General features: G+C 68.5%; 10 protein-coding genes. 2 read left to right on the forward strand and 8 right to left on the reverse strand.

The window, feature by feature from the left end; all coding sequences use genetic code 11:
- Positions 1-147: 147 nt before the first annotated feature.
- Positions 148-1917, forward strand: coding sequence for a M1 family metallopeptidase (locus tag EV643_RS25990; protein ID WP_133802753.1), 1770 nt, complete (start codon positions 148-150; stop codon positions 1915-1917).
- A 110-nt stretch (positions 1918-2027) separates the two neighbouring features.
- Here EV643_RS25990 and EV643_RS25995 read toward each other — a convergent pair whose 3' ends face one another.
- Positions 2028-2891, reverse strand: coding sequence for a GNAT family N-acetyltransferase (locus EV643_RS25995; protein ID WP_133802754.1), 864 nt, complete (start codon positions 2889-2891; stop codon positions 2028-2030).
- 142 nt (positions 2892-3033) lie between these two features.
- Between EV643_RS25995 and EV643_RS26000 the strand changes: the two genes are divergently transcribed.
- On the forward strand, positions 3034-3765 hold the full coding sequence (locus EV643_RS26000) for a GntR family transcriptional regulator (protein ID WP_133802755.1): 732 nt from the start codon (positions 3034-3036) through the stop codon (positions 3763-3765).
- 26 nt (positions 3766-3791) lie between these two features.
- On the opposite strand, the gene EV643_RS26005 is transcribed toward EV643_RS26000, so the two are convergent.
- From EV643_RS26005 to EV643_RS26035, 7 genes are all read right to left on the reverse strand, one after another.
- The gene (locus tag EV643_RS26005; RefSeq protein ID WP_133802756.1) at positions 3792-5567 is read right to left on the reverse strand and encodes a gamma-glutamyltransferase family protein; all 1776 of its coding nucleotides are present in this window, start codon (positions 5565-5567) and stop codon (positions 3792-3794) included.
- Positions 5564-6586, reverse strand: a complete 1023-nt coding sequence (locus EV643_RS26010) for an ABC transporter ATP-binding protein (protein ID WP_238165804.1) — start codon at positions 6584-6586, stop codon at positions 5564-5566. Before EV643_RS26010 ends, EV643_RS26005 begins: the two co-directional genes overlap by 4 nt.
- A complete protein-coding gene (locus EV643_RS26015; RefSeq protein ID WP_133802757.1) occupies positions 6586-7686 on the reverse strand; it encodes an ABC transporter ATP-binding protein in 1101 nt (366 codons plus the stop codon). The genes EV643_RS26010 and EV643_RS26015 overlap by 1 nt, the downstream gene beginning before the upstream one ends.
- Positions 7683-8567 (reverse strand): ABC transporter permease, encoded by an 885-nt coding sequence (locus tag EV643_RS26020; protein ID WP_133802758.1) that lies wholly within the window; start codon positions 8565-8567, stop codon positions 7683-7685. Before EV643_RS26020 ends, EV643_RS26015 begins: the two co-directional genes overlap by 4 nt.
- On the reverse strand, positions 8567-9520 hold the full coding sequence (locus EV643_RS26025; RefSeq protein WP_133802759.1) for an ABC transporter permease: 954 nt from the start codon (positions 9518-9520) through the stop codon (positions 8567-8569). Before EV643_RS26025 ends, EV643_RS26020 begins: the two co-directional genes overlap by 1 nt.
- A 12-nt stretch (positions 9521-9532) precedes the next feature.
- On the reverse strand, positions 9533-11224 hold the full coding sequence (locus EV643_RS26030) for an ABC transporter substrate-binding protein (RefSeq protein ID WP_133802760.1): 1692 nt from the start codon (positions 11222-11224) through the stop codon (positions 9533-9535).
- Positions 11225-11410: 186 nt separating this feature from the next.
- Positions 11411-11923 (reverse strand): GNAT family N-acetyltransferase, encoded by a 513-nt coding sequence (locus tag EV643_RS26035; protein WP_166665575.1) that lies wholly within the window; start codon positions 11921-11923, stop codon positions 11411-11413.
- Between the last annotated feature and the right edge of the window lie 180 nt (positions 11924-12103).

A 12103-nucleotide genomic window follows, 5' to 3' on the forward strand; every position in this document is an offset into this window, starting at 1 on the left:
CTGCCTATCGTCCCCAACCCGAACCCACCTGAGCCTGGTCGGCGGTGAGCAGGTTGGCACCTTGCTGCCGGTGGCTCAAATCGGTCGCCTGAACCCCCGGATGTCCGGGTAGGGTCCACCGGACCGCCATTGTCTCGGGGAGTTTCTGTGACGCAAGACCGCCACTCGTACGCCGAACCAGCGCTGGTTCGGACCACCCACCTGGAGCTCGAACTCGACCTGGACTTCACCGCCAAGGTCGTCGAAGGCAGCGCCACCCACACGCTCGCCTGGTCCGGTTCCGACGACCGCCTCGTGCTCGACACCCGCGAGCTCACAGTGCTCGCCGTCGAAGGCTCCACCGCCGACGGCTGGGAGCCGCTGAACTTCAGCCTCGCCGACCCGGACCCCGAGCTCGGCTCCGCGCTGACGATCCACACCGCACAGCACGACCAGGTCCGCGTGAATTACCGAACCGCCCCGACCGCGACCGGCCTGCAATGGCTGGAACCGTCGATGACGGCCGGCGGCGTACTGCCGTTCATGTTCAGCCAGTCGCAGGCGATCCACGCGCGCAGCTGGGTCCCCGTACAGGACACCCCGAGCGTCCGGTTCAGCTACGCCGCACACGTCACGGCACCGCCCGACCTGATGGTGCTGATGAGCGCAGACAACGGCACCACGCCCCGCCGTACCGGCTCCTACCACGTCGTGATGCCCGAGCCGATCCCGTCGTACCTGCTGGCCATCGCGGCCGGGGACCTCGTGTTCGAGCCGATCGGGACGCGCGCCGGCGTCTGGGCCGAACCGGAGATGGCGAAGCAGGCCGCGACCGAGTTCGGTGACACCGAGGAGATGATGCGGGTCACCGAGGCGCTGTTCGGGCCGTACCGGTGGGGTCGGTACGACATCCTCGTGCTCCCGCCGTCGTTCCCGTACGGCGGGATGGAGAACCCGCGGATGACGTTCGCCACGCCGACCGTGGTGATCGGAGACAAGTCACTGGTCAGCGTGGTCGCGCACGAACTCGCGCACAGCTGGTCCGGCAACCTGGTCACTCAGGACAGCTGGGACGACATCTGGCTCAACGAGGGATTCACCAGCTACGTCGAGAACCGGATCGTCGAGGCCGTCTACGGGACCGAGTTCGCCGTGATGGAGACCGCGATCAAGCAGCACTCGACTGTGGTCAAGCTGGACCCCCTGCCCCTCGCTCAGCAGGCGGTCGAGCTGCCGGGCCTCAACCACCGGTCGGAGTACCACGGGACGACCTCGCTCGGCCCGCTGAAGGGCGCTTGGTTCCTGTCCTGGCTCGAGGAGCGGTTCGGCCGGGAGGTGTTCGACCCGTTCCTGCGCGGGTACTTCGACCGGTTCGCCTTCCGCAGCATCAACTCCGAGAACTTCGTCCAGCACCTGGAGGAACACCTGCTGCAGGACCACCCGGGCGTGGTCACGGCCGACGAGGTCGCCGCCTGGCTGGACGAACCGGGGATCCCGGCCTTCGCCGAGCGGGCCGTCTCCGCGCGCTTCCAGATCGTCGACCAGCTCCGGGACAAGTGGCTCGTCACCGGTGACGTGCCGGCCGGTGCGACGGCGTGGACGACTCAGGAGTGGTTGCGCTTCCTCGACGCGGCGCCGGACGTGCTGACCGAGTCCCAGCTGCAGCAGCTCGACCGTGTGTTCAGCCTGACCGGTACGGCGAACGGGGAGATCGCCCGGCGCTGGTACTCGATCGTTGCCGCCAGCTCCTACCTCCCGGCGTACGACGAGCTGGCCGGCTTCCTCACCCGGGTCGGGCGAATGAAGCTGGTGCTGCCCGTCTACCAGGCGCTCAGCACGACCGACGCGGGCCGCGCCTTCGCCACCGAGGTGTTCGCCGCGGCCAAGCCCGGGTACCACCCAATTACCACGGCGGCCGTTCAGAAGATGCTGGGGTGAGGTGCGTACATATCGACATGACGATGTCCGGTGGGCGGCCGGTCGCCACGCCTGAGGGTGAGCACGAGATGGCCGCTGAAGGGACTACCTCATGTCGATCCGTACGCGAACTAGCCGACGTGCAGGTAGTAGCGGTGGGTGTGGTGGAGGATCTGGTAGCCGAGGGTGTCGTTGACGCGGCGCATGGCGTGGTTGGTCGCGGCGGTGTCGGTAAGGAGGCCGGCCAGGTCGGGGTACGCGTCGCGGGCCTGGCGGATCTGCTCGGCCTTCATCCACAGGGAGAGGCCGCGACCGCGGTGGTCCGCCCGGACTACGGTGCCGTAGTGCTGCGCGTCGCCCTTGCCGTCACCGGGCACCACGAGCTCGGTGAAGCCCGCGACCTCGGTGCCGTGGAGGGCCGCGACAGTGTGGAGGTGGTCGCCCCGTTGCGCGATCACCTCCGCGGCGGATCGGCTCCGTTGGACGTCCCATGCCTCGACGCCGTACGAGATGTCACCGATCGGCGCGTCGTTCATGCCTGCTCGGGTCTCGGTGAACGACTCGATCAGGTCGTCGGGCGGCACGCCATCCCACGACACGAGGCGATAGCCGGACGGCGGTTCCGGTACTGCGGGGTGGTGGCCGGCGAGGGCGAGTCGGGTGAAGATCAGCGTGAGCCCGATCGTGAAGCCGTGTTTGGCCAGGAAGTGGTCGCCGGGGGAGTCGGCCTTGGCATCGAGGAGCACCGTGCGGGCGTCGTTCTCCCGGGCTGCTTCGACCGCGGCGTCAAGCAGGCGCGAGCCGATGCCGTGACGTCGCGAGCCCGGGTGGACCGCGAGTTCGAGCTCGGCGAGGTGGGACTGGGACGGCTTGCTGTTCAGCCGCAGGAACGCGGAGCCGGCCGGGTTGCCGTCCGCGTCGGCGGCGAGCCAGGCGAGGCGGCGGCTGAAGGCCCGGTAGTCGGGATCGGTCAGCGGCGTGATCGAGATGGACAAGCCCGCAACGTAACGAACCGGACGCGTTCGGGGCAACTAGCCCTCATAGCCAGCACAGCTCTGCAACAGCACAGTCATTGACCGCACTGGCCAGTAGTCCGCTAGCGTGCTCGCGGGCCGCCAACTGAGAGGGGAACCCGGGGTGGAACAGGTGTACGGCGTTGGCCGGCCGCGCGGTGTCGACCAGGCGCTGGACGATGCCGACCAGGCGCACGATGAGATCCGGATGCGGTCGATCGGAGACGATCACATCGGGCTGCGGGACCAGGTGCTCGATGAGCTGCGGCGGCGGATCGTCGACGGTGAGTACGCCCAGGGCGAGCGGCTGACCGAGATCCGGCTCGCGGACGACTTCGGGGTGTCGCGGAATCCGGTCCGGGAGGCGCTGCGAGTGGTTGCGGCGGAGGGGTTCGTGGAGCTCCTGCCGCGGCGTGGGGCAGTGGTCGTGACCCTCGACGAGGCGGCGATCACCGACCTGTTCGCGGTCCGTGCGCAGCTCGAGACCCTGGCTGCCGGGCTCGCCGCGGAGCGGTCGACGGAGGCTGATGTCGCCCACCTGCGCGAGTTGCTCGAGGAAGCCCGCGTCGCGACGGAGGCCGGTGACTTCGGCCGGGTCGCCGAGCTGAACTCCGCCTTCCACATCGCGGTGATCGAGCTGAGCGGCAACCGCTGGCTGTCCTCGCTGTCCGGTGCGATGTACCACCACGTCCACTGGGTCTTCCGCGTCCGGGCCGCGCAGCGCGCACCACACTCCTGGGAAGAGCACCTCCGCCTGGTCGAGGCGATCGCCGCCGCCGATCGCCCCGCCGCCACCGAAGCCGCCCGAATCCACGTAGAAGCCGCCGCCGCCGCCGCCCTCACCGCCCCCGCCTGACAAGCGGGGGAGCGGCCGACAGAGGCTCATCGGCCGACTGCGTAGCCCTGCATTCCTCGGGGGTTGGCGGCTGCGCTGATCACGCCGTCGGGGTCGCGGCGTACTGCGCACAACCGGCCCAGGCTCCAGGCGTCCGCCTCGGTCACCACGTGGCCGCGGCGTACCAGCTCGTCGCGAACCGCAGTGCCGAGCCGGCTCTCCATCGTCAGGCCGCCCGGTTCCATCGCCCGCGGGTAGAACGACGACGGGAACCCGGTCGTGTGCCAGGCCGGCGCATCGATCGCCTCCTGCAACTCCTGCCCGCCCGCCAGATGCCGGAGCAGGAACAGCAACTGCCACTGGTCCTGCTGATCACCACCCGGCGAACCACAAGCAAGCACCGGTACGCCGTCCCGCAGCACCAGCGTCGGCGTCAGCGTGGTCCGCGGCCGCAACCCCGGAGCAAGAGACGACGCCAGCCCCTCCTCCAACCAGAACATCTGCAACCGGCTACCCAAGCAGAACCCCAGCTCCGGAATCGTCGGCGACGACTGCAACCAACCACCACTAGGCGTCGCGGAGATCACGTTGCCCCACTGATCGATCACGTCGACGTGACACGTGTCGCCGCGCGTCACGCCCTCCGGCGACACCGTCGGCTCACCCGTGGTCGCATCCCCGCCAAGATCGTTGCCCACAGCAAGCGCAGGCAACTTCGGCGCGCGACCGTCGGGACTACCCGGCCGCAACTCCATCGACGCCACGTCACCGATCAGCGCGGCCCGCGAGGCGGCGTACGCGGGGGAGAGGAGCGTCTTCAGCGGCGTGTCCGCGCCGTCGCCGTACCACGCCTCGCGGTCGGCGTACGACAACTTCATCACCTCGACCGTCGCGTGCACGGCCTCCGCACTCGTCAGGTCCAGGTCCGCCGGATCGCCCAGCTCCGCAAGGACGGCCAGCGACTGCAGCAGACCGGGACCCTGACCCCACGGGCCCGTCTTCGCGACCGTGTGACCGTGCCACTCCAGCGTGGCCGCGTCCTCCCAGCTCGCCTCGAACCCGGCCACGTCATCACCCGTCACCAGGCCGGGGTGGTCCGCGCCACTGGAGTCCCGATGCGGCAGCCGCGAGAACCGGTCGATCGCCTCCGCGACAAACCCCTCGCGCCAGGTCAACCGAGCCCGCTCGACCTGGACCACACGATCCGCGCCGGCCTCCTCGGCAGACATGACCAGCCGCTCGAGCGTGACGGCGTACACGGGGTTCTTGAACAGCGAGTTAGCGCCAGGCGCTCGCCCGTCCTGCAACCACAGCTCAGCAGAGGTCGGCCAATGCGAAGTGAACAGCTCCTGCACCGTACGGACGGTGTCCCCGACCCGTCCGACGACCGGATGGCCGTTGCGGGCATACCCGATCGCTGGTTCGAGCACTGTGCGCAGCGAGAGCGTCCCGTGGTCGCGCAGCAACAACAGCCACGCGTCGACAGCACCCGGTACTGCGGCCGCAAGCGGTCCGGAGCCGGGGATCATCGACAGACCCAGCGAGCGGAAGTGCTCGATCGTCGCACCGGCGGGAGCAACGCCCTGCCCCGACAGCACCCGTGGCGTGGGGTTGTCGGCGGTCGTGATGATCGCCGGGACCTCACCGCCCGGTCCGTTCAGATGCGGCTCCACCACGTGCAGCACGAATCCCGCGCAAGCGGCCGCGTCGAACGCGTTACCGCCGAGCTCCAGGATCCGCATCGCCGACTGCGACGCCAGCCAATGCGTGGACGAGACCACCCCGAACGTACCGCGCAACGTCGGCCGGGTGGTGAAGGTCATCGAGCAACTCCTGTCTCGTTCGACTGTGTTTGAATGCTTTCCCCACCCCACCGCCCCGGTCGTTCTCTTACGTCCGGTCCGGTGCCGTCGTCGCTGACCAGGTGACAAGCGACCTGATGACCGCCCTCACCGATCACCCGGGCCTCCGGCACAACGGTCCTGCACTTCTCCACGGCTACCGGGCACCGCGTGTGGAACCGGCACCCCGGCGGTGGGTCGATCGGCGACGGCAGGTCATCCCCGAGCAGTACGGGCTGCCGCGCCCGCTGCGCCACCGGATTCGGCACCGGCGCGGCCGACAGCAACGCCTGCGTGTACGGATGAGCCGGTACGCCGAAGATCCGTTCGCGCGGGCCCTGTTCGACCAGTTGGCCCAGATACATCACGGCGACCTCGTCGGCCAGGTACTCCACCGCGGACAGATCGTGCGTGATGAACAGACACGCGAACCCCAGGTCGCGCTGTAGATCCGCGAGCAGGTTCAACACGGACGCCTGCACCGAGACATCCAACGCACTGGTCGGCTCGTCCGCGACCAGCAGCGCCGGGGACGAGATCAGTGCACGCGCGATGCTCACTCGTTGACGCTGTCCGCCTGACAACTCATGCGGTGATCGCTGGGCGACCTCCGGACGCAACCCGACCCGTCGGAGTGCCTCGGCCACGGGCCCTGTGGTGTCGCGCTGACGCATGAGCCGCAGTGGTTCGCCCACGATGTCGCCGACCGACAGTCGCGGGTCCAGTGAGCCCGCTGGGTCCTGGAACACGATCGACACGTCCCGCCGGTGCGGACGGAGCCGTCGCCGACTGAGGTGGGTGATGTCGGCATCGGCCAAGCGGACTGTGCCGCCTGTCGGTTCCAGCAGCCGGACGATGGACCTGCCGACTGTCGACTTACCAGAACCGCTCTCGCCGACCAGTGCGACCACAGAGCCCTTGCGGATCCGCAGAGAGACCCCGTCGACGGCCCGGACCGGGCCGAAGTGCATGACGAGGTCTTCGAGTTCCAGTGCGTACATCAGACCTCCACCGGTTCACGGACGGGGTTCCAGCAGGCGACGTGGTGGTTTGGGGTGCCCTCGGCCGTCAGGAGCGGTTGTTCCGTCGTACAGGTGTCTCTCGCGCGGGAGCAGCGGTCGGCGAAAGTGCACGCGTTGGGCTGCTCCGCAAGGACCGGGACCAGACCGGGGATCTCGTTGAGCCGGTGCGTGCCCGCGTGCCGCCCTGCGGACGGGGATGCGGCCAGAAGCCCTGCGGTATAAGGGTGTTTGGGTTGGGCGAACAGTTCGTTGACGTTGGCGGTCTCGACCACGCGGCCGGCGTACATGACCGCCACCCGGTCGGCCAGGTCGGCGACGACTCCGAGGTCGTGGGTGATCAGGACGATGCTGGTGCCGAGCCGTTCGCGCAGACCACGCAGTACGTCGAGGATGCCGGCCTGGATCGTCACGTCGAGCGCTGTGGTCGGTTCGTCGGCGATCAGCACCTTCGGATCGCAGGCGACCGCCATCGCGATCATCACGCGCTGCCGCATCCCGCCGGACAACTGGTGCGGGTAGTCGTCGATCCGGCGTTCGGCCGACGGGATGCCGACCAGTTTGAGCAGTTCGACGGACCGCTTCCGGGCAGTCGAGCGCGATAGGCCGTTGTGGATCCTGAGCACTTCACCGATCTGGTTGCCGACGGTGAAGACCGGGTTCAGCGAGGTCATCGGTTCCTGGAAGATGTAGGCGATCTCGCGGCCGCGGATCGAGCGGAGCGTCTTCTTGTCCGCGCCGACGAGTTCACGCCCGTCCAACCGGACCGACCCGTCGACACTCGCGGTCCTGGGGAGCAGCCCGGCGAGACTCATCGCCGTCACGCTCTTGCCGCAGCCGGACTCGCCGACCACCGCCAGCACCTCTTGGTCGGCCACCTCGAAGTCCACCCGATCGACCGCCGACAGCGGCCCGTCCTCGGTCCGGAACGTGACGGTCAGCCCACGCACCTCCAGCACCGGTACGCCGACTCCGCCAGTACCGGCCGCATTCGACCCGGCCTGACCGGTCCCCGCTGCGGTCGAGCCGACCTGGCCTGTTCCCGCTGGGGGTTCCGTGTTCACCTTCGAGATGGCGCTCATCGGCGGCTCGCTTTCGGGTCGAGTGCGTCGCGGAGGCTGTCGCCGACGATGTTGAACGCCAGCGCGATCAGCATGATCGCGACCCCCGGCATCACCGCGGCCCACGGTGCCTTGGCCGCGAACTGCTGCGCGTCGGCCAGCATCGTCCCGAGGCTCGGCGCCGGCGGCTGGATCCCGAGTCCCAGGAACGACAGCACCGCCTCGCCCAGGATCGCGGCCGGGATCGCGACCGTCGCCTGCACGATGATCACCGACGCCGCGTTCGGCAGGATGTGCCGGCCGATCACCCACAGATCACCCGCGCCCTCGACGATCGCCGCCGAGACGAAGTCGAGCGACTTCAGCCGCAACGTCTCCGACCGGACGATCCGGATCACCCCCGGGATCTGCGCGATCCCGATCGCGATCGCCGCGTTGCCGAGACTCGCACCACGGATCGCCGCCAGCCCGACCGCCAGGATCAGGAACGGGAACGCCAGCACCAGATCGGTGAACCGCGAGATCAACGCGTCGATCGTGCGGAAGTAGCCGGCCATCAACCCGAGCGGTACGCCGATCGCCAGCGACGTAGCGACCGCGAGCATCCCCACGTGCAACGACGCCCGCAGCCCGAACATGATCCGCGACAACACGTCCCGGCCGAGATCGTCCGTCCCGAGCACGTACCCCGGCGTACCGGGAGCGGCGAACGCCTGGCTCAGATGCGTGTCTGTCGGTTCATGCGGTGCGAGCCAAGGAGCGAACAACGCCGCGAATACGGCGATCCCGAGGACGACGAGTCCGGTGATCGCCAACGGGTTGCGGAGCAGCCGTCGTACCACCTTGCGACGGCGTGACGACAGCGGCGTACCGGCTGAGACGGTCACATCGGCGACAGCCATCACGCCTCACCTCGCACCCGGATGCGCGGATCGATCACCGAGTACAGCAGATCGACCAGCAGATTGATCACGATGTACGCCGTCGCGGTGACCAGCACGACCGCCTGGATCACCGGGTAGTCCCGCTGGAACACCGCGTCGACGGTCAGTTTCCCGAACCCCGGCAGCGCGAAGATCCGTTCGGTCACGACCGCACCCGAGATCAGCGCGCCCAGCTGCAGACCGACGATCGTGACGACAACGATCAGGCTGTTCCGCAACGCGTGCCTGCCGATCACCGCGCGCGGCGGCAGACCTTTCGCCTCGGCCGTACGGATGTAGTCGGCCGACAAGGCGTCCAGCATCGACGACCTGGTCTGCCTCATGATCACCGCGGCAAGCCCGGTACCGAGGATCAACGCCGGCAACACGAGATGGTGCAGATTGCCGACCGGATCGCTGAAGAACGGCACGAACCCGGACGCCGGGAACAACCCGAGCGCCACCGACAGGTACAGGATCGCCATCAGCCCGAGCCAGAAGTTCGGCACCGACAACCCGAGCAACGCGAGCGCGTTCGCGGCCCACTCGGCCGGCCGGCCCCGACGTACGGCGGCCACCACGCCGGCGCCGATGCCGATGAGGCTGGCCACCAGAATCGCGAGCGCGGACAGCTCGATCGTGACCGGGAGGGCGTGCCGGAGCATCGTGTTCACGCTCTCCCCGGTCCGGATCGATTGGCCGAGATCACCTTGCGCGGCGTGGCTGACGAACTGCCAGAACTGGACCGGCAACGAGTCGTCCAGCCCGTACTGCTCCCGGATCGCGCGCAGCGACTCCGGATCGCGGTCCTCCCCGGCCAGCGCCAGGGCCGGATCGCCGGGCAGCGCCCGGACCCCGAGGAAGACCACGATCGTTGCCAGCAGCAACGTGACCAGCGATTGCCAGAGCCGGTGCAGCAGATAGCGCCTCATCCGGACCGGCCCTTACTTGGCGAGACCGGCGAACGCGGTCCGGAGCACACCGTCCGGGTAGGTCTGGACGCCGAGCACCTTGTTCGAGACCCCGGTCAGGTTGCGCTGCCGGTACATGTAGATGATCGGGTCGGCCTGCTGCAGCTTGGCGACCACCTGACCGTAGAGCTCCACCCGCTTGGCCTGGTCCTGGGACTGCCGGGCGTCGGTGAGCAGCTTGTCCAGCTCGGGGTCGCTGTAGCCGGCCACGTTCTGGCTGCCGCCGGTGCCGACGAAGCTGAAGATGTTCGCGTCCGGGTCGACCCGGCCGGACCAGCCGAGCTGCAGCAGCTCGAAGTCACCACGGTCCTGCTGGTCGAGTAGCGAGGTGTACTCGACCGGCTTGATCATCAGTTCGAAGCCGCCCTCCTTGACCATCGCCTGCAGCGCTTGGGCAAGGCGGAGGCTGTCGGGGTTGTTCGAGGTGATCATGCTGACCTTGTACGGCGTACTGACGCCTGCCTGGCTGAGCAGTTCCTTCGCCTTCGCCGGGTCGTGGGCCGGGCACACCTGCGCGGCGTCCGAGCTGAACGGGCTCTTCGGCGAGACCGGGGAGCACGCGACGGTGTTCAGTCCGTTGAAGATCGACTTGACCAGCGCCTCCCGGTCGATCGACAGGGCGAGCGCCTGCCGGACCCGCGGGTCCTTGGCGATCGGGGTGTCCAGCTGCTTGGACGGCTTCTCGATGCCGTCCGCGTTGCCGATGTTGACGGTCAGGCCCTGGTAGCCGAGGGACTCCGACTGCAGCACGGTCATGCCGCTGACCTTCTGCACCTCCGGCGCGTCCTGGGTGGACAGCGAGTCGGCGACCTGGGCGTCACCGGACCGGAGGTTGGCCGAGCGGATGCTCGAGTCGGTGATGATCCGGTACTCGATCGCGTCCAGGTGCACCTTGTCGGCGGCGTAGTACAGCGGATCGCGGACCACCTTGATCGAGTTCTGCGCGACCCGGTTGGCGAACTTGAAGGGGCCGACGCAGACCGGACCGGTGGAGAAGTTCGCGCCCAGCTTGGCGACCGCGGCCGGGCTGAGGACCATGCCGGCCCGGTCGGCGAGCGCGGCGGTCAGCGGGGCGAACGGCTTGGACAGCTTGATCACCACGGTCTTCGCGTCCGGCGTCTGCACCGAGCTGATCGGCCCGAGCTCGCTCTTGCGGCCCGAACCCGCCAGCGTCAGACCGCGCTCGATCGACAGCTTCACCGCGGTCGAGTCCATCGTGGTGCCGTCGGCGAACTTCACGCCCTCGCGCAGCGGGATGGTCAGGCTGAGACCGTCGGCGGCGATGGTCGGCAACGCGGTCGCGAGCTGCGGCACGATCTTGGCGTCGGGGCCGAGGTCGTACAGCTTCTCGCACATGGTGTGGAAGACGTACCGCGAATAGAGGCTGCGGGACAGCGACGGGTCCAGCTTGTCCGGGTCCGCCGAGAGGGCGACCGTCAGCGTGCCGCCGTGGTTGACCTTGGCCGGATCAGCGGGATCGCCGAACACGTCCTTGGCCGTCGCGGCCGTGTCGGAAGCGCCTCCGCCGGCCTGGTTGTCGGTGCTCTGGACCGGTGAGCAGGCCGTACCCGCGACCACGAGAGCGGCGAGTACGGCTGAGGCGGCGAGTCGGTGCCGAGTGCTCCGACGGGGGCGGATCGGCGTCGACGGAGTTCGGCGGGGCATTGCGACCTCCAGGGGTTGAGCGGTTCCGTCGACTGTTTCATGTATACAAGGTGGGTGCGCAAGTGATTCCGCGAGTTTGACTCAAGCTGTTACACAAGGGATTTGAGTCGGCCCCGCCGCCGTTCCGTATACAGAAGGTCGCTGCGACCACACAGCGTCACTGAACGGCGACGAGGCCGGCCTAACTCAGATCTGCCAGCTCACGGGGTAGTGGATGACGCCGGCCGGCAGCGGACGGCCGCCGTCGAGCCCCAGCGCCATCAGATGCGGACCGGTTTCGAAGGTTGCGCTGATACCGGCCTTCGCCGCCGGCCCGAAGCCGAACCGCGGGTAGTAGTCGAGATGACCGAGCAGAACGACCGCGTGCTCGCCACGTTCTGTGGCCACCGCCAGTCCGGCGCGGATGGCGGCGCTACCGGCGCCTTGGTTCTGGTAGGCGGGCACGACCGAAACCGGTCCGAGCGACAGCGCCGGCGTTTCGTCGATGTGAACGCGGGTGAAGAGCGCGTGACCCACGATCTCGCCGTCTGATGTGGTGGTGACGATCGACAGCTCAGGCGCCAGCCAGGCGAGCGGATCGGCGCGCAGCGCGTCGACCAGGTCTGCCTCAAAGTCCCTACCGAAGGCTAGTCGGGTCAGCTCGCGAATGGTGCCGATATCGGCGGGCGTCTCGGCGCGGGTGATCCAGGAGTTGGACAACGGGGAATCCCTTTCAGATCAAGGTGATCCGCGGCCCGCCGTACAGAGGTTGGTCAGGCCGGGATGGGGGAGTCGAGCATGATGAGGAACAGGGCACTGCCCAAGGCAGCCGCCGCTCGCGCGGTCATCAACTCAACTCCCTTCCCTGATCGAAGTCCGCCGACCTTAACTGGTGGATCG

The organism is Kribbella caucasensis, from assembly GCF_004361855.1.
GTDB classification, from domain to species: Bacteria; Actinomycetota; Actinomycetes; order Propionibacteriales; family Kribbellaceae; genus Kribbella; species Kribbella caucasensis.